The 16,698-nt window shown below is 58.1% G+C and carries 16 protein-coding genes and 1 pseudogene; 13 read left to right on the top strand and 4 right to left on the bottom strand.

What is annotated here, in order from left to right; all coding sequences use genetic code 11:
- Nucleotides 1-112: 112 nt before the first annotated feature.
- Nucleotides 113-787: a DUF3313 domain-containing protein gene (locus HBA26_RS00715; RefSeq protein ID WP_047368532.1), complete on the top strand. Its 675-nt coding sequence runs from the start codon at nucleotides 113-115 to the stop codon at nucleotides 785-787.
- A gap of 34 nt (nucleotides 788-821) precedes the next feature.
- On the opposite strand, the gene HBA26_RS00710 is transcribed toward HBA26_RS00715, so the two are convergent.
- The gene (locus tag HBA26_RS00710; RefSeq protein ID WP_047368533.1) at nucleotides 822-1,718 is read right to left on the bottom strand and encodes an EamA family transporter; all 897 of its coding nucleotides are present in this window, start codon (nucleotides 1,716-1,718) and stop codon (nucleotides 822-824) included.
- 174 nt (nucleotides 1,719-1,892) lie between these two features.
- Between HBA26_RS00710 and HBA26_RS00705 the strand changes: the two genes are divergently transcribed.
- A complete protein-coding gene (locus tag HBA26_RS00705) occupies nucleotides 1,893-2,765 on the top strand; it encodes a response regulator transcription factor (protein ID WP_126345562.1) in 873 nt (290 codons plus the stop codon).
- Here HBA26_RS00705 and HBA26_RS00700 read toward each other — a convergent pair.
- A complete protein-coding gene (locus HBA26_RS00700) occupies nucleotides 2,739-3,911 on the bottom strand; it encodes a benzoate/H(+) symporter BenE family transporter (RefSeq protein ID WP_126345561.1) in 1,173 nt (390 codons plus the stop codon). The genes HBA26_RS00705 and HBA26_RS00700 overlap by 27 nt on opposite strands.
- A 92-nt stretch (nucleotides 3,912-4,003) precedes the next feature.
- On the opposite strand from HBA26_RS00700, the gene HBA26_RS00695 reads away from it, so the two are divergent.
- Nucleotides 4,004-4,531 (top strand): XRE family transcriptional regulator, encoded by a 528-nt coding sequence (locus HBA26_RS00695; protein ID WP_045260498.1) that lies wholly within the window; start codon nucleotides 4,004-4,006, stop codon nucleotides 4,529-4,531.
- 80 nt (nucleotides 4,532-4,611) lie between these two features.
- The gene (locus tag HBA26_RS00690) at nucleotides 4,612-6,576 is read left to right on the top strand and encodes a U32 family peptidase (RefSeq protein WP_126345560.1); all 1,965 of its coding nucleotides are present in this window, start codon (nucleotides 4,612-4,614) and stop codon (nucleotides 6,574-6,576) included.
- Here HBA26_RS00690 and HBA26_RS00685 read toward each other — a convergent pair whose 3' ends face one another.
- A complete protein-coding gene (locus HBA26_RS00685) occupies nucleotides 6,577-6,807 on the bottom strand; it encodes a DUF2554 family protein (protein ID WP_047368536.1) in 231 nt (76 codons plus the stop codon).
- Nucleotides 6,808-7,053: 246 nt separating this feature from the next.
- On the opposite strand from HBA26_RS00685, the gene HBA26_RS00680 reads away from it, so the two are divergent.
- On the top strand, nucleotides 7,054-7,416 hold the full coding sequence (locus tag HBA26_RS00680; protein ID WP_045260501.1) for a hypothetical protein: 363 nt from the start codon (nucleotides 7,054-7,056) through the stop codon (nucleotides 7,414-7,416).
- Nucleotides 7,417-7,572: 156 nt separating this feature from the next.
- On the opposite strand, the gene ftrA is transcribed toward HBA26_RS00680, so the two are convergent.
- Entirely contained in the window at nucleotides 7,573-8,580 is a 1,008-nt protein-coding gene (gene ftrA, locus HBA26_RS00675; protein ID WP_126345559.1) for a transcriptional regulator FtrA, read from the bottom strand.
- Nucleotides 8,581-8,653: 73 nt separating this feature from the next.
- On the opposite strand from ftrA, the gene HBA26_RS00670 reads away from it, so the two are divergent.
- The 8 genes and pseudogenes from HBA26_RS00670 (at nucleotide 8,654) to zinT (ending at nucleotide 16,672) form a co-directional block, all read left to right on the top strand.
- Nucleotides 8,654-9,067, top strand: a complete 414-nt coding sequence (locus tag HBA26_RS00670; protein WP_047365183.1) for a rhodanese-like domain-containing protein — start codon at nucleotides 8,654-8,656, stop codon at nucleotides 9,065-9,067.
- A gap of 156 nt (nucleotides 9,068-9,223) precedes the next feature.
- Entirely contained in the window at nucleotides 9,224-10,327 is a 1,104-nt protein-coding gene (locus HBA26_RS00665) for a cobalamin-independent methionine synthase II family protein (RefSeq protein WP_041910011.1), read from the top strand.
- 202 nt (nucleotides 10,328-10,529) lie between these two features.
- Complete coding sequence (gene urtA / locus HBA26_RS00660; protein WP_028013130.1) at nucleotides 10,530-11,801, top strand: urea ABC transporter substrate-binding protein; 1,272 nt, start codon at nucleotides 10,530-10,532, stop codon at nucleotides 11,799-11,801.
- Between the two features lie 24 nt (nucleotides 11,802-11,825).
- A pseudogene (urtB, locus tag HBA26_RS00655) lies at nucleotides 11,826-13,400 on the top strand (urea ABC transporter permease subunit UrtB).
- On the top strand, nucleotides 13,400-14,473 hold the full coding sequence (gene urtC, locus HBA26_RS00650) for an urea ABC transporter permease subunit UrtC (RefSeq protein ID WP_045630411.1): 1,074 nt from the start codon (nucleotides 13,400-13,402) through the stop codon (nucleotides 14,471-14,473). Before urtB ends, urtC begins: the two are co-directional and overlap by 1 nt.
- Nucleotides 14,473-15,270, top strand: a complete 798-nt coding sequence (gene urtD, locus HBA26_RS00645) for an urea ABC transporter ATP-binding protein UrtD (protein WP_041910005.1) — start codon at nucleotides 14,473-14,475, stop codon at nucleotides 15,268-15,270. Before urtC ends, urtD begins: the two co-directional genes overlap by 1 nt.
- A 9-nt stretch (nucleotides 15,271-15,279) precedes the next feature.
- Nucleotides 15,280-15,978: an urea ABC transporter ATP-binding subunit UrtE gene (gene urtE, locus HBA26_RS00640; RefSeq protein ID WP_048958836.1), complete on the top strand. Its 699-nt coding sequence runs from the start codon at nucleotides 15,280-15,282 to the stop codon at nucleotides 15,976-15,978.
- Between the two features lie 52 nt (nucleotides 15,979-16,030).
- On the top strand, nucleotides 16,031-16,672 hold the full coding sequence (zinT, locus tag HBA26_RS00635; protein ID WP_041910003.1) for a metal-binding protein ZinT: 642 nt from the start codon (nucleotides 16,031-16,033) through the stop codon (nucleotides 16,670-16,672).
- Nucleotides 16,673-16,698 lie beyond the last annotated feature (26 nt).

Below are 16,698 nucleotides of genomic sequence, written 5' to 3'. Positions count from 1 at the left end.
CGGGCACTCTTTTCGCAATTTGTGCTCCCAACGTCATTTTTTGTCACAACAAACCCACCGAACTTTTGCTATAACTTCAAATGCATACTTGCAGATTACATGGAAAACTATCATGCGTACTCAAACTTTTTTTAAAGTTGCAGTGCTTACTGGTTTATTGGCAGTGGCGGGCTGTTCTTCAAAAGTCGCGGCTCCAGAACAATATTCAGGCTTTTTAAAAGATTATTCCGGCTTGCAGCAGACGACGTCTGCAACGGGTAAACCAACGCTGCGTTGGGTTGACCCTTCCTATAACGAAGCCAACTATGACAGCATTATCTGGACGCCAATCACCTATTATCCAACGCCAAAACCGACGACTCAGATCGGGAAACAAACCCTTGATGAGCTGCTGGATTACACCAATAACAAAATGAAAACGGCTATTGGTACCCGTAAGCCGATTGTGACCACGCCGGGTAAACACAGCCTGATTTTCCGCGGTGCTATCACCGGGGTGAGTTCGCAGAAAGAAGGCCTGCAGTTCTATGAAGTGGTGCCGGTCGCGCTGGTGGTAGCAGGTACGCAGATGGCTACCGGCCATCGCACCATGGATACCCATCTCTACTTTGAAGGTGAGCTGATCGACGCGGCCACCAATAAACCGGTGATGAAGGTGGTACGTAAAGGTGAAGGTAAAGAGCTGAATAACGAAAGTACGCCGATGACCTTTGCGACGCTGAAGCAGGTTGTTGACGACATGGCGACAGACGCCACCATGTTTGACGTGCATAAAACAGCGAAATAATGTTAAGCGGCCTGCATTGCGCAGGCCGTTTTTTTTACGCCGTACGCAGGCGCCTGAACCAGGTCTCTGGTTTCGTGAACATCACCATATTCCCGCCCAGAATCAGCAGCAAACCGACGATACCGTTGATGTGCCAGACGTAGCCTTCATACACCGTTGAGATAGAGAGCGCCACCAGCGGGAAGAGAAGCGTACTGTAGGCCGCTTTCCCGGGGCCGATACGTCCCACCAGCGTGAAGTAGGCGCCAAAGGCAATCACCGAGCCGAAGAGGGCCAGATAGAGCAGCGCGCCCATGTAGGTGACCGTCCATTCCGGAGTAAAACTGTCGCCTCTGAAGAGCGCAATACACCCCATCACCAGCGTGCCGTAAAGCATAGCCCAGGCGTTGGTGGTCATGGTTTCCAGACCTCTGCGCTGATGGCGCATGCTGATCATATTGCCCAGCGAGAAGCCGTACGTGCCGAGGGCGGAAAGGCCAATGCCCGTCAGGAGCGATACGCTCCAGCCGCTGGCCAACAGGTCGTCCCAGAAAAGGGTCACGATCCCCACAAGACCCAGCGCCGCCGCCGTCCAAAAACGCGCGGGCGGGCGCTGTCCAAAGAAAATAAAACAGTTAATGGCGTTGTAGAGCACCGCCATGGAGAAGATCACCGATTCCAGCCCGGTGTTGATGTGTGCCGCCGCGGTATAAAAACACCAGAAGTTAAAGCAGAAGACGCAGCATCCCTGAAGCATGCAGAACAGATGATCCCGCAGCGCCAGCTTACGCAACCGGCGCAGGGCAAGTAACACCACCATCATCGTGGCGCTGGCCACCGCGAAACGCCAGAAAATAGAGACGGGGGCGGGTACGGGACCCTGCTGCAGGAAAATGGCAATCCAGGTGGTTCCCCAGATGATCACCACCAGTCCGTATAATAACGCGTTCATATTTTTTCTCTTCTCAAACCACGGAAGCCCGCAGTATGGCGCTGTCATCGCTCTGGGGCTTTCACCGGCTTGCGGTAGACTTGCAAAATCTTGCGCTTTTTTCTTTTCCGGGGGCTGGCAACGGGGGACAACAGTTCTTAGACTGACAGTTCACTCAATAACGCGCTAACGGTTATGTCTCACGCTTACGATACCTTTGAAACGCTTCGCCAGCAGAATGCGGTCCTGCGGGAAACGGTCGCGCTCAATTCCGGCATTCAGCTGGCGGCGTGGTACAACAAGCACGATACGATAACGGTTAAAAGCAATCATCATACCCTTAGTCTGTACGTCGCCGACGGTTACGAGAGCTATCAAAAGACGCCGGGCGGCTGGAAGAACGGCGGGGGACCGGACCGTTTCTGTCTGATGCCGAAAGAGAGCGAATCGACGTGGGATATCCGCGATGACCTGTCGTTTGTCCATCTCTACTGCACCGATGAACACCTGCGCGATGTGGGCGAAAAAATCTGGGATAAACGGCCCCTGTCGCTGACTCTGGACGAGCGCATTTTTGGCAGCGACCCGAAGATCACCGCGCTGTACCGCCAGTTTCTGCTCGGCTGCGACTGGCAGCAGCAGGCCAACCAGCTCACCCTGAGCACGGCCTCTACGCTGCTGTTGACCCACCTGCTGCAAAACTACGCCAACGTTCAGTGGAAGCTCCCGGTCGTTACCGGCGGGCTATCGCCGTTTGTTCTGCGCAACGTGCTGGCATTTATTGAAGAAAACCTCGGACAGCCCCTGACGCTGGCCGATCTGGCGGCGCAGGCCGCACTCAGCGAATACCATTTTGCCCGCATGTTCCGCCAGTCGACGGGGCTGGCGCCGCATCAGTACGTCATGCAACGGCGCATGGAAAAAGCGAAAAACCTGGTGCGTCATACCTCGACGCCGCTGACGGATATCGCGCTGGCCTGCGGGTTTAACTCCGCCAGCCACTTCAGTAACCGTTTTCGCAGCGTCATGGGCATCACGCCGTCACAGCTGCGCGCGGCGAGCGCGTGAAAACAGGGCATAGCTTACGCCGCCCAGCACCAGCCCCCAGAATGCCGAGCCGATGCCCAGGATCGTGACGCCGCTTGCGGTCATCAGAAACGTGACGATAGCCGCGTCGCGCTCCGCTTCATGATTCAACGCCTGATATAAACTCCCGCTGATGGTACCCAGCAGCGCCAGACCGGCCAGCGTCTGGATCCAGCTGAGCGGCAGCGCAGCCATTATCCCGGTGATGGATCCGCCGAACACTCCCGCCAGCAGATAAAACCCGCCCGCGGCGATAGCCGCCAGCCAGCGTTTACCGGTATCGGGGTGGGCATCCGGGCTTTGACAGATAGCGGCGGTAATGGCGGCTATGCAGATGGAAAAGACGCCGAAGGGAGACAGCAGCAGCGCCAGCCCGCCCGTAAAAATAATGAGCGGTGAGACCGCCAGCGGATAGCCGGACGCTTTCATGGTCGCGAAACCGGGCGCATTTTGCGAGGCCATGGTCACCAGGAAGAAGGGCAAGCCGATGCTCACCAGGCTGGTGAAGGTGAACGTGGGCGCAATAAACTCAGGTGTCACGAAGGAAATGGTGATTTTATCGGTGACAACGTCACCTCCCGCCCACGCCACGATCCCGCCCACCAGCAGCGTAACGACGATTGCATAGCGCGGTGCCAGCGCTTTCGCCAGCAGCCACGCGGCAATCATGCTGCCGCACAGCAGAAAGTGCCCGTCCAGATGGGCAAACGCATGCAGCCCAAACTGCAGGAGTACGCCTGCCAGCATGGCCGCAGCCAGTGAGTGTGGGATCAGCTTCATCAGGCGGGCGAAAAGCCCGGTCATGCCGCAGAGTAAAATGAGCGCGTTGGCGAAGATAAACACGCCGATTGTCTCGGCCAGCGTCACGCCGTGCAGGCTGGTGGCGAGTAGCGCCGCGCCGGGCGTAGACCAGGCGGTCAGCACCGGAGCTTTATACCACCAGGAGAGCGCCAGCGTGCTGACGCCCATCCCAACCCCCAGCGCGGTCATCCAGCCCGCAATCTGCTGCGCGCTGGCGCCTGCCGCCGCGGCGGCCTGCCAGATGATGGCTGCCGAACTGGCGTAACCGACCAGAACGGCGACAAAGCCAGCCAGTACGACTGGAACGAGATGAGAGGTTGGGCGCATAGAAACTCCGCTGTGCGTTATAACGTCCGCGATAAGGTAACACTGTGCGCTATAGCGTACAAGTGGTATGCTCAGGGCCATCAGGAGGGAGCATGGACATTACACAACATCTTGCAGCAACGCTGAAAACGCTGCGCCAGGCGCGCGGCTGGAGTTTATCGAAGCTGGCGGACGAAACGGGCGTGTCGAAAGCGATGCTCGGGCAAATCGAGCGCAATGAGTCCAGCCCGACGGTGTCGACGCTGTGGAAAATTGCCACCGGGCTGAACGTCCCGTTTTCCGCTTTCATTACGCCTGAGGCGGACAGGCCGGCTGTGTTTGATTCACAGCAGCAGGCGATGGTGGTCAAACCGCTCTTTCCCTGGGATGAGACGCTCCGGTTCGATCATTTCTCCATCACGCTGGCACCGGGTGCCCTGAGCGAGTCCACGCCGCATGAGGCAGGCGTGATTGAACATGTGGTGGTCATCAGCGGCGAGCTGGAGATGAACATCAACGACGAGTGGCAGACGGTGCATGCCGATTCTGGCGTCCGTTTTGCCGGCGATAAACCGCACGCCTACCGCAACAGCAGCGACAGGCCGGTGCATTTTCACTCTCTGATCCATTATCCCCGCTGAGGCTACGCAAAACTGTTTCGCTGGCGCATACTTCTGACTACAATAGCCGCCATTTTGACCATAACGGATAACGACGAAGTATGCGCCTGCAATCCCATCATCTTGAACTTTTAAGCCCGGCCCGCGACGCCGCCATTGCCCGTGAAGCGATCCTTCATGGCGCTGACGCCGTCTACATCGGCGGCCCTGGCTTCGGTGCCCGCCATAACGCCAGCAACAGCCTGCGCGATATTGCCGATCTGGTGCCGTTCGCCCACCGTTTCGGGGCGAAAGTGTTCGTGACCCTGAACACCATTCTTCATGATGATGAGCTGGAGCCCGCGCAGCGTCTGATTACCGATCTCTACCAGACCGGCGTCGATGCCCTGATTGTTCAGGATATGGGCGTGCTTGAACTGGATATTCCGCCTATCGAACTGCATGCCAGCACCCAGTGCGATATCCGCACGGTTGAGAAGGCGAAGTTTCTCTCCGACGTGGGCTTTTCGCAGATCGTTCTGGCCCGCGAGCTGAACCTCAATCAGATCCGCGATATTCACCATGCAACCGACGCGACGATCGAATTCTTTATCCACGGCGCGCTGTGCGTGGCCTATTCCGGCCAGTGCAACATTTCCCACGCCCAGACGGGCCGCAGCGCCAACCGCGGCGACTGCTCGCAGGCCTGCCGTCTGCCGTATACCCTGAAAGACGACCAGGGTCGCGTGGTGGCGTTCGAAAAACACCTGCTTTCCATGAAGGATAACGATCAGACCGCCAACCTGGGCGCGCTGATCGACGCGGGCGTGCGTTCCTTTAAGATTGAAGGGCGCTACAAAGATATGAGCTACGTGAAGAACATCACCGCGCACTATCGCCAGATGCTGGACGCCATCATCGAAGATCGCGGTGACCTGGCGCGCGCCTCGGCCGGTCGTACCGAACATTTCTTTATTCCGTCAACGGACAAAACCTTCCACCGCGGCAGCACGGACTATTTCGTGAACGCCCGCAAAGGGGATATCGGCGCGTTTGACTCACCGAAGTTTATCGGTTTACCGGTCGGTGAAGTGTTGAAAGTGGCGAAAGATCACCTGGACGTTGAAGTGACCGAGCCGCTGGCGAACGGCGACGGCCTGAACGTGATGATTAAGCGTGAAGTGGTGGGCTTCCGCGCCAACACGGTCGAAAAAACCGGCGAGAACCGCTACCGCGTCTGGCCGAATGAAATGCCTGCCGATCTCTACAAGGCAAGGCCGAACGCGCCGCTCAACCGTAACCTGGATCATAACTGGCAGCAGGCGTTGCTGAAAACCTCCAGCGAGCGTCGCATCGCGGTGGACATTGAGCTGGGCGGCTGGGAAGAGCAGCTGATCCTGACCATGACCTGCGAAGACGGCATCAGCGTAACGCATACGCTTGATGGCCTGTTCGAGGTGGCAAACAATGCGGATAAAGCGCTTAACAGCCTGAAGGACGGCGTAGCGAAGCTGGGCCAGACGATTTACTACGCGCGCACCATCGAGGTTAATCTGCCGGACGCGCTGTTCGTGCCGAACAGCCTGCTGAACCAGTTCCGCCGCGAAACGGCAGAGATGCTGGATGCCGCACGCCTGGCGCAGTATCCGCGCGGCAGCCGTAAGGCCGAATCCGTTCCTGCGCCTGTGTATCCGGACACCCATTTATCGTTCCTGGCCAACGTTTACAACCATAAAGCGCGTGAATTTTATCATCGCCACGGCGTGCAGCTTATCGACGCGGCCTATGAAGCGCACGAAGAGAAGGGCGATGTGCCGGTGATGATCACCAAGCACTGCCTGCGCTTTGCTTTTAACCTGTGCCCGAAACAGGCGAAAGGGAATATTAAAAGCTGGAAGGCCACCCCCATGCAGCTGGTCAACGGTGACGAAGTTCTGACCCTGAAGTTTGACTGCCGTCCTTGTGAAATGCATGTTATCGGCAAAATGAAAAACCACATTTTCAAAATGCCACCGCCGGGCAGTATCGTTGCGTCCGTGAGCCCGGACGATCTGATGAAAACCCTTCCGAAACGCAAGGGCAGTTAATTACCTTACGTGCGTGTCCGGTTTGCGCGATTTCTGCCACAGGTGGTGTTCGCGCAAACCCTCCGCTGACTCTTCCGCTACACTGCGTAACTCGTCACTGTCGGCCTCATGCCGCAGTTGATGCTCCACATTCTTTACCCAAACATATTCATGCCCTTTGTGCCCGGCCATCAGCTGGCCAGAAAAGAGGGCACAAATAAGCATGATAAAAGATAGCCCTTTTTTGAACATAAATTCACCCAATAAGAACAGCGCGGGTTAATCATGCCAATTATTGTTTGGGGTTATTATTCAATATTTCAAAATAGCGCAAAGAAAATGTCAAATAACGTGGGTTCATAATACCGATTAAGATTTTTCTTAAAATATATGTGCGTTTTTGTAAACCTCCTATTTCTGGTCCATAGTTGGATGTTCGCTTTAAGGATAAATCCTATATAATAGTGAATCTCTGGCTAAGGAATGGGTCATTCATAAATGAAAAAAATAATAGCGTTTTCGCTTCTGGCTGTTGCGGTAGGTGCCGTTGCAGCGATTCGTTATGCAGGTAATGACGAACCAGAATATATTCAGTCCGCTGAAATTCGCGTTGGTTCCTATTTAACCAGCGACTATGGACGCGTAGCCTGCACTAGTAAAAGAGTAAATGAACAGCGCTGGGAATTAGACTGCACCCATCCGGCACGGGGAAAAACATTCCAGTTTGCGGTATATCCCTCTGAAAAGGCTCCCTATGGCGTATCGCGATCGTTTTATCTTGAGGCCCTTAACGATGATGCCAGGCAGAGCGCTGAGCAGGGCCTGATGCGCTATTTGCAAATCAACACCAGCGCGAGTTAATCAGGCTGTTTAGCTTTCGTTGAGACAGCCAGTGTTAGTTTGTATGAGATCCGCTGCCCGACCATGGAGCGTCGGGGACGTAGAGACCAAAATACAAATCTATCCATGCAAGCATTTACCGCCAGATAATGGCGGTTTTTTTTTGCGCTTTTGCCGCTAGCGGGGAGTATCAGAACGTGAAAATTGTTTGCGATACTGAGCCGGGGAAAGCGCGAACTGCTGACGAAAATGATGACGCAGCGTCGACGCCTGACCAAACCCGGTCTGTTCCGCGATGCTGTCGATGCTTAAACGGCTGCTCTCCAGATAATCTTTTGCTCTCAGAAGGCGTTCATTAAGCAGCCAGCGAGCAGGCGTCGTGCCCGTTGCCGCCTCGAAGCGACGAAGAAAGGTGCGCTGGCTCATGCCGACCCGACGCGCCAGCGAGTCGACGCTGTGCGGCTCGACAAGGTGCGTGTGCAGAAAATCAAATAGCTGGCCCAGGCGCTGGCTCTCACGCAGCTGCGCCACCGGGCGGCTCAGCTGCTGCGGCTGTGAACCATCCCGGTGAGGGGGGATCACCAGCCGACGCGCCACGCTGTTGGCGGTTTCCAGCCCATAATCCCTTCGTACAACATGAAGGCAGAGATCGATCCCCGCCGCGCTGCCCGCGGACGTCAGGATATCGCCCTCGTCCTGGTAGAGCACATCCTCAACCACCTCGATGTCAGGGTAGCGGACCTTAAGCGCGTCAATGTAGCGCCAGTGCGTCGTGGCTTTACGTCCGTTCAGCAGCCCCGTAGCGGCCAGCACGAACACGCCCGAGCAGATGGACAGCAGCTGACATCCGCGCGCGCTGGCCTGGCGCAGCGCCTCGCAGAGCGCCGGAGGAACCGGTGAGTCCAGCCCCCGCCAGCCGGGAACCACGATCAGGTCCGCCGACGCAAGCAGGCTCAAGTTCCCATCGGTAACGATGCGGATCCCGCCGGTCGCCCGCAGTTCTCCGCTATCCACGCTCGCCACCGCAAAACGATACCAGTCGTCGCCCAGCTCCGGACGCGGCAGGCCAAAAATCTCAACCGCCACGCCAAACTCAAAGGTACATAGCCCGTCATACGCCAGCACCACCACCTGCGGACGGGTAACCTGTCTTAAGTTTGTCATCTTTTTGCTGTTTTCTGGCATAAGCGAGCGCATTCACGGGCTGAATTTGTGGATAGAGTAGTGTTAACACAAACGCCAAAGATGAGGAAGGATCATGAGCTATGTTACTGAATTTCCGGCTGCCGAGCCGCAGGAAGCCGTTACCCATTTTCTGCGTCGCCTGAGCGTCGAAACCGACTGTGCCGACGTGCATCACGCCATCGCCAATAATGAGCAGGACTTCGTGCTGCTGCACGTGGTGGGGAGCCCGGAACAGTTTGCCCGCCGCCATGTGCCGGGCGCACTGCATATGCCGTGGAGCCAGATGACCGCTGAGCGGATGTCTCAATGGCCGGAAGGGACGCTGTTTGTCGTCTACTGCGCGGGGCCACACTGTAACGGCGCGGACAGGGCGGCGCTGAAGCTGGCGCGTCTCGGGCTGCCGGTCAAAATCATGCTCGGCGGCATCACCGGCTGGGAAGATGAACGCTACGCCTTTGCCAGCCAGGCGCACGCTGACGCGCTGTGAAGATGAATTTTTTTCAACACACGTGAAATTTTCTCGTTTGCCGGAAACGGTCAGGTATGACATCTTTTTTGGACATTTAGACATCCAGAAGTCTAAAGATTCAAATGATGAATTATCACTGCGGGCAATTAATACCGGCAGACTGAGGAGATTTCCATGCAACGACAGCACGCCCCATACCGCGCCGACGTAGTCGGCAGCTTTTTACGCCCGGATGCCATCAAGCAGGCTCGCCTGAAGTTCGCCAGCGGCGAGATTGATGCCGGACAGCTTCGCGCGGTGGAGGACGAGGCTATTCGCCACGTCGTCGAGCAGCAGTGCGCGTGCGGCCTGCATGTGGTGACCGACGGTGAATTTCGCCGTGCCTGGTGGCACTTCGATTTCTTCGACGGTCTTCAGGGCGTTGAGCGTTACGATTCACAGCAGGGGATTCAGTTCAACGGAGTACAAACCAAAGCCCACGGCGTGCGCGTGACCGGCAAGCTGGGCTTTGGCGACCACCCGATGCTGGAAGACTTCCGCTATCTGAAAAGCATCAGCGGCAATGCCCAGCCGAAGATGACCATTCCCAGCCCAAGCGTGCTCCATTTCCGCGGCGGGCGCAAAGACATCGACGCGACGGTGTACCCGGATCTGAACGACTATTTCGACGATCTGGCAACCACCTGGCGCGACGCCATCCGCGCATTCTACGACGCGGGCTGCCGTTATCTGCAGCTGGACGACACCGTCTGGGCCTACCTCTGCTCGGATGACCAGCGCCGTCAGATCCGCGAGCGCGGCGACGATGCCGATGAGTTGGCTCAAATCTATGCCCGCGTACTGAACAAGGCCCTGGAAGGCAAGCCGGAGGATCTGACCATCGGGCTGCACGTCTGCCGCGGTAACTTCCGTTCAACCTGGATTTCCGAAGGCGGCTACGAGCCGGTGGCGGAAGTGCTGTTCGGGACGGTCAACGTTGACGCATTCTTCCTGGAATACGATAACGACCGCAGCGGGGATTTCGCGCCGCTGCGCTTCGTTCGCCCGGGCAAGCAGCAGGTGGTGCTGGGCCTGATCACCACGAAAAACGGTGAGCTGGAGAACCCGGAAGGCGTGAAGGCCCGTCTGGAAGAGGCGGCGAAATACGTGGCGAAAGAGCAAATCTGCCTCAGCCCGCAGTGCGGTTTTGCCTCCACCGAAGAGGGCAACAGCCTGAGTGAGTCCCAGCAGTGGGATAAGGTCCGTCTGGTGACGCAGATCGCCAGCGAAGTCTGGTAAAAGCGCTTCCTCAGCGCTGCATTATAAAAGTGCAGCGCTGTGCCATTCTGAGTCGTTCTCTTTACATCCTGCCGTCTGTCTCCTGCAATAGCGCTTCCTCCATTCTGGCATCCTTTTTGCTCCTGCTTCGCTGACACCTTTATTTCCGCGTCCATGCCGTAACGGACGTTTTCGCACAGCGTTCTTTTTCAGGAGTGAAAATATGCAGCGTCGTACCTTATTAAAAGCCTTTGCGTTATCCGCGTCCGTCGTGGCGATGGGAATGAGTTTTGGCGTGCAGGCGGCCGACACCATCAAAGTGGGGATCATGCACTCTCTGTCCGGCACGATGGCCATCTCCGAAACCCCGCTGAAGGACGTCGCCCTGATGACCATCGACGAGATCAACGCCAAAGGCGGCGTGCTGGGTAAGAAACTGGAGCCTGTGGTGGTGGATCCAGCCTCAAACTGGCCGCTGTTTGCCGAGAAGGCACGCCAGCTGCTGAGCCAGGATAAAGTGGCGGTGGTGTTCGGCTGCTGGACGTCGGTTTCGCGCAAATCCGTGCTGCCGGTGTTTGAGGAGCTGAACGGCCTGCTGTTCTATCCGGTGCAGTATGAAGGCGAAGAGATGTCGCCAAACGTCTTCTATACCGGCGCGGCGCCGAACCAGCAGGCCATCCCGGCGGTGGAATATCTGATGAGCGAGGACGGCGGCGGGGCGAAGCGCTTCTTCCTGCTGGGTACCGACTACGTTTACCCGCGCACCACCAACAAGATCCTGCGCGCGTTCCTGCATTCGAAAGGGGTTGAGGATAAGGACATCGAAGAGGTTTACACCCCGTTTGGTCACAGCGACTACCAGACCATCGTCGCCAGCATCAAGAAATTCTCCGCCGGCGGCAAAACAGCCGTGGTGTCGACCATCAACGGCGACTCCAACGTGCCGTTCTACAAAGAGCTGGCTAACCAGGGGCTGAAGGCCACCGACGTGCCGGTGGTGGCGTTCTCCGTCGGCGAAGAAGAGCTGCGCGGGATCGACACCAAACCGCTGGTGGGTAACCTGGCGGCGTGGAACTACTTTGAGTCCGTGGATAATCCAACCAACCAGGCGTTCGTCGCGGATTACAAAGCCTATGCGAAGGCGCACAAGCTGCCGAATGCCGATACCGTGGTGACCAACGACCCGATGGAGGCGACTTACGTGGGGATCCATATGTGGGCACAGGCGGTGGAAAAAGCAGGCACCACCGACGTGGATAAGGTGCGCGCGGCGATGGCCGGTCAGTCATTTAAGGCGCCATCTGGCTTTACGCTCACCATGGATGCTACCAACCATCATCTGCATAAGCCGGTCATGATCGGTGAAATTGAAGGCAACGGCCAGTTCAACGTGGTCTGGCAGACGGAACAGCCGGTGCGCGCCCAGCCGTGGAGTCCGTTCATCGCCGGGAATGACAAAAAGCCCGACCAGCCGATGAAAACCGCCAGCAACTAGGCCATTGCCTCAGGGAGAAACGTCATGAACGCCATGCGCATGTTCATCGCTCTTGTATGGCTTTCCGGACTGCTGCCAGGGATGGCGCAGGCATCGGATGCCGATCGTTTTGTTGCCGCCAGCCGCGGCCAGCAGGCGGAGCTCCTCACGCAGTGGGCCGCTGCGCCGGATGCCGCCAGGCTTCCGCTGCTTCAGTCCCTGCAAAAGGAAAACCTGTATACCGACAGCCAAAAGCACGCCTTTGCGAAGCGTAATGGCGAAATGGTTTCGCTCGGTGAGGCGCGTGCGGCAGTAGGGCAAACCAAAGCCGTACGCCTGACAAACCGGCTGCGCGTGCTGGCTGCAACGGCCATTGCCACGCATCAGCTTGTTAGTGACAGTGTCACCGAAAGGCGGGCGGCAGCCCGTCAGCTCCAGCGTGATGCTCAGCCCGACATGCTCGCTTTTCTGGAAAAGCGCGCCGGGGATGAAGCGGACGCTGTGGCGCGTCAGGCGCTGCTGCTGGCGGTGGCAAACCTCCAGCTGGCGAGCCCGCAGCCGGAGGTGCGCCGCAGGGCCGTCGAACTGCTTGGCCAGTCAGACGATCCGGACGTACAGTCCAGACTCACTCCGTTTACCCAGGCGCAGACCGAGCCGGACGCCGGCGTGCGCGCGGCTGCAGAAGAGAGCCTTAGCTAGATTACGCATCGCCTGATGTGGGGCGATCTGCTGGGCCAGGCATTTATGGGGCTTTCTCTGGGGTCGGTGCTGCTGCTGGCCGCGCTGGGGCTCGCGATCACCTACGGCCTGCTGGGCGTCATTAACATGGCCCACGGCGAGATGCTGATGCTGGGGGCGTACGCTACGTGGATGGTGCAGCAGGCAATGGCCGGGCTTGCGCCTCAGTGGCTGGCGCTCTATCCCGTTATCGCCTTGCCGGTAGCGTTCTGCCTGACGGCGGGCATTGGAATGGTGCTGGAGCGCACCGTGATCCGTCACCTGTACGGTCGTCCGCTGGAAACGCTGCTGGCGACCTGGGGGATCAGCCTGATGCTTATCCAGCTGGTGCGCATGACCTTTGGTGCCCAGAACCTGGAGGTGGCAAACCCGGCATGGCTTTCCGGCGGGGTACAGGTTTTTGCTAACCTGACCCTGCCGTGGAACCGCATTGTGGTGCTGGGCTTCGTGCTGCTGGTTCTGTTCTTCACCTGGCTGATTCTGAATAAAACGCGTCTTGGTCTGAACGTGCGCGCGGTGACGCAAAACCGCAGCATGGCCGCCTGCTGCGGGGTACCGACCGGGCGCGTCGATATGCTGGCGTTTGGGCTGGGCTCAGGGATCGCCGGGTTAGGCGGCGTGGCGTTATCCCAGCTTGGGAACGTCGGGCCGGAGCTTGGTCAGGGGTACATCATCGACTCGTTCCTCGTAGTCGTTCTCGGTGGCGTAGGCCAGCTGGCAGGCAGCGTGGCTGCCGCGTTCGGGCTGGGCATTTTCAATAAAATCCTTGAGCCGCAGATGGGGGCGGTGCTGGGCAAGATCGTGATTCTGGTGGCGATCGTCCTGTTTATCCAGAAGCGCCCTCAGGGGCTGTTTGCGCTGAAAGGGAGGGTGATTGACTGATGAGCCAGCCGCTGACCTTAACGCTGGCGCGTAAAGCGCCGCGCACGACACAGATTGCAGGCAGCCTGCTGGTGGCGTGTCTGCTGATTTTACCGTTTTTCGCCTTGCTGCCCGCCACGCATCCGCTGGCGCTGTCGACCTGGATGCTGACGCTCATCGGCAAGATCCTCTGCTATGCCATCGTTGCGGTGGCGCTGGATCTGGTGTGGGGCTACGCCGGTATGCTCTCTCTTGGACACGGCATCTTCTTCGCCCTGGGCGGCTATGCGATGGGCATGTACCTGATGCGCCAGGCGTCAGGCGACGGCCTGCCCGCGTTTATGTCGTTTCTCTCCTGGAGCGAGCTGCCGTGGTTCTGGTGGGGCACCCAGCACTTTGCCTGGGCGCTGGTGCTGATCGTGATGGTGCCGGGTTTGCTGGCGCTGGTGTTTGGCTGGTTTGCCTTCCGCTCGAAGATCAAAGGGGTTTACTTCTCGATTATGACCCAGGCGCTGACCTACGCGGGCATGCTGCTGTTCTTTCGTAACGAAACCGGCTTTGGCGGCAATAACGGCTTCACCGGTTTTACCACGCTGCTTGGGTTTTCGGTGACGGAAACGACCACCCGCATCGCGCTGTTCCTGGCCACCGTGCTGTTGTTGCTTCTGGCGTTGGGCACCGGATTTGCGCTGGCGAAGAGCAAGTTTGGCCGCATCCTGACCGCCGTGCGCGACGCGGAAAATCGCCTGACGTTCTGCGGGTACGATCCGCGCGGGTTCAAGCTGCTGGTGTGGACGCTCTCCGCCGTGCTGTGCGGCCTGGCGGGGGCGCTGTACGTTCCGCAGGTGGGCATTATTAACCCCGGTGAAATGTCGCCGACCAACTCGATAGAAGCCGCCATCTGGGTGGCGCTGGGCGGGCGCGGCACCCTGGTGGGGCCGGTGATTGGCGCGGCGCTGGTGAACGGGGCGAAAAGCTTCTTTACCGTTGCCATGCCGGAGTATTGGCAGCTGTTTCTGGGGCTGATTTTTATCGCTGTCACGCTGTTCCTGCCGCGCGGCGTCTACGGTCTGTTGCGTAAGGGAGAGAAATAATGCAGCCAACGGAAGAGTTATTTACCCGCCAGTTGCCCGGCGATCGCTACCGGGACCAGACTGACCCGGTGCTTCAGCTTGAGGCTATTAACGTCAGTTTCGACGGCTTCCAGGCGCTGACCGATCTCTCCCTGAATATCGGCGTGGGCGAGTTGCGCTGCGTGATTGGCCCCAACGGGGCGGGTAAAACCACGCTGATGGACGTGATCACCGGCAAAACCCGACCCAAAAGCGGGAGAGCGATTTACGACCAGTCCATCGACCTGACCGGGCTGGAGCCTGCGGCCATTGCTCGCCAGGGGATTGGCCGAAAATTCCAGAAACCCACGGTCTTTGAAGCGCTGACGGTGTGGGAGAACCTTGAGATCGCCATGAAAACCGATAAATCCGTCTGGGCGAGCCTGCGGGCAAAACTCAACGGCGAGCAGCGGGACCGCATTGACGAGATGCTGGTTCTTCTGCGTCTTGGTAGCGAGCGGGACCGTCGCGCCGGGCTGCTTTCGCACGGGCAGAAACAGTTCCTGGAGATCGGCATGCTGTTGGTGCAGGACCCGCACCTGCTGCTGCTGGATGAACCCGCCGCCGGGATGACCGATGCGGAAACGGAATACACCGCCGAGCTGTTCAAAACCCTGGCGGGCAAACATTCGCTGATGGTGGTGGAGCACGACATGGGCTTTGTTGAAACGATTGCCGACCACGTCACGGTGCTGCATCAGGGGCGCGTGCTGGCGGAAGGCTCGCTTCGCGAGGTGCAGGCCAACGAGCAGGTGATTGAGGTCTATCTGGGCCGCTAAGGAGCGATGATGTTACAGGTTAACGAACTGAATCAGTACTACGGCGGCAGCCATATCCTGCGCGGCGTGAGCTTTGAAGCCGCTGCCGGCGAAGTCACCTGTCTGCTGGGGCGCAACGGCGTCGGGAAAACCACGCTGCTGAAGTGCCTGATGGGGTTGATCCCGGCGAAAACCGGGGAGGTCATTTGGCAGGGTAAAACGATCACCCACAGCAGGCCGCACCAGCGGGTGCAGTCCGGCGTGGCGTATGTCCCGCAGGGTCGCGAGATTTTCCCGCGCCTGACCGTGGAAGAGAACCTTCTGCTCGGGCTGTCGCGTTTTTCCGCCCGCGAGGCGAAGCAGGTTCCTGACGAGATCTGGCAGCTGTTTCCGGTTCTCAAAGAGATGAAGCACCGCCGCGGGGGCGATCTCTCCGGCGGGCAGCAGCAGCAGCTGGCGATTGGTCGCGCGCTGGCGAGCCGTCCGCAGCTGTTGATTCTGGACGAACCGACGGAAGGCATACAGCCTTCCGTCATCAAAGAGATTGGCCAGGTGATCCGCACCCTGGCAAACAGAGGCGACATGGCAATCCTGCTCGTCGAGCAGTTTTACGACTTTGCCGCCGAGCTGGCCGACAGCTATCTCCTGATGTCCCGCGGCACTATCATTCAGCGCGGGAGGGGCGAAAATATGGAGCAGGAGGGCGTTCGCGGGCTGGTTGCGATCTGAAATGTTATAATATAACATCCTCATTCTTATAAAACGGAATGAGGGCGTTACTTTGGCTGCACATATTGGAAAATTTGCCATGACTCTGGGGGCGCTGCTGGTCAGTGGCCAGCTGTTTGCTCACTCGCACGGCCATCAGATGACCGAAGCGGAACAGAAAGCGGCGAACGGCGTGTTTGAGGATAAAGACGTGAAGGACAGAGCGCTGTCCGACTGGGATGGCACCTGGCAGTCGGTGTATCCGTTCCTGCTGGACGGTTCGCTGGATCCGGTCTTCAAACAGAAAGCGCAGAAGGATAAAAGCAAAACCTTTGACGAGGTGAAAGCGTATTACCGCAAGGGATATGCCACGGACGTGGATGCCATCGGCATTGAAAATAACGTAATGGAATTCCACAGAGGCAAGGCGGTCAGCAGCTGTCAGTATGACTACAGTGGCTACAAAATTCTGACCTACGCATCGGGCAAAAAAGGCGTTCGCTATCTGTTTGAGTGTAAGGATGCCGACAGCAAGGCGCCGAAGTTCGTGCAGTTCAGCGACCACATCATCGGGCCGAAAGCCTCATCGCACTTCCATATTTTTATGGGCAATACCTCCCACGAGGCGCTGCTGAAAGAGATGGACAACTGGCCGACCTATTATCCAAACGAGATGTACAAAGAGCAGGTGGTGGAGGAGATGCTGCACCACTGATGCGTTATTGCCGGGGGGCGGCTTCG

This window comes from Enterobacter sp. 725m/11 (assembly GCF_011683705.1).
GTDB classification, from domain to species: Bacteria; Pseudomonadota; Gammaproteobacteria; order Enterobacterales; family Enterobacteriaceae; genus Enterobacter; species Enterobacter bugandensis.
Note: the sequence above shows the minus strand (reverse complement) of the source record. Positions and strands in the feature narration are given on the sequence as shown.

What these genes read in the sequence shown, in the direction of transcription:
- HBA26_RS00715 (WP_047368532.1), top strand. Translation starts at nt 113, where the DNA reads ATGCGTACTCAAACTTTTTTTAAAGTTGCAGTGCTTACTGGTTTATTG.
- HBA26_RS00710 (WP_047368533.1), bottom strand. Translation starts at nt 1,718, where the DNA reads ATGAACGCGTTATTATACGGACTGGTGGTGATCATCTGGGGAACCACC.
- HBA26_RS00705 (WP_126345562.1), top strand. Translation starts at nt 1,893, where the DNA reads ATGTCTCACGCTTACGATACCTTTGAAACGCTTCGCCAGCAGAATGCG.
- HBA26_RS00700 (WP_126345561.1), bottom strand. Translation starts at nt 3,911, where the DNA reads ATGCGCCCAACCTCTCATCTCGTTCCAGTCGTACTGGCTGGCTTTGTC.
- HBA26_RS00695 (WP_045260498.1), top strand. Translation starts at nt 4,004, where the DNA reads ATGGACATTACACAACATCTTGCAGCAACGCTGAAAACGCTGCGCCAG.
- HBA26_RS00690 (WP_126345560.1), top strand. Translation starts at nt 4,612, where the DNA reads ATGCGCCTGCAATCCCATCATCTTGAACTTTTAAGCCCGGCCCGCGAC.
- HBA26_RS00685 (WP_047368536.1), bottom strand. Translation starts at nt 6,807, where the DNA reads ATGTTCAAAAAAGGGCTATCTTTTATCATGCTTATTTGTGCCCTCTTT.
- HBA26_RS00680 (WP_045260501.1), top strand. Translation starts at nt 7,054, where the DNA reads ATGAAAAAAATAATAGCGTTTTCGCTTCTGGCTGTTGCGGTAGGTGCC.
- ftrA (WP_126345559.1), bottom strand. Translation starts at nt 8,580, where the DNA reads ATGCCAGAAAACAGCAAAAAGATGACAAACTTAAGACAGGTTACCCGT.
- HBA26_RS00670 (WP_047365183.1), top strand. Translation starts at nt 8,654, where the DNA reads ATGAGCTATGTTACTGAATTTCCGGCTGCCGAGCCGCAGGAAGCCGTT.
- HBA26_RS00665 (WP_041910011.1), top strand. Translation starts at nt 9,224, where the DNA reads ATGCAACGACAGCACGCCCCATACCGCGCCGACGTAGTCGGCAGCTTT.
- urtA (WP_028013130.1), top strand. Translation starts at nt 10,530, where the DNA reads ATGCAGCGTCGTACCTTATTAAAAGCCTTTGCGTTATCCGCGTCCGTC.
- urtC (WP_045630411.1), top strand. Translation starts at nt 13,400, where the DNA reads ATGAGCCAGCCGCTGACCTTAACGCTGGCGCGTAAAGCGCCGCGCACG.
- urtD (WP_041910005.1), top strand. Translation starts at nt 14,473, where the DNA reads ATGCAGCCAACGGAAGAGTTATTTACCCGCCAGTTGCCCGGCGATCGC.
- urtE (WP_048958836.1), top strand. Translation starts at nt 15,280, where the DNA reads ATGTTACAGGTTAACGAACTGAATCAGTACTACGGCGGCAGCCATATC.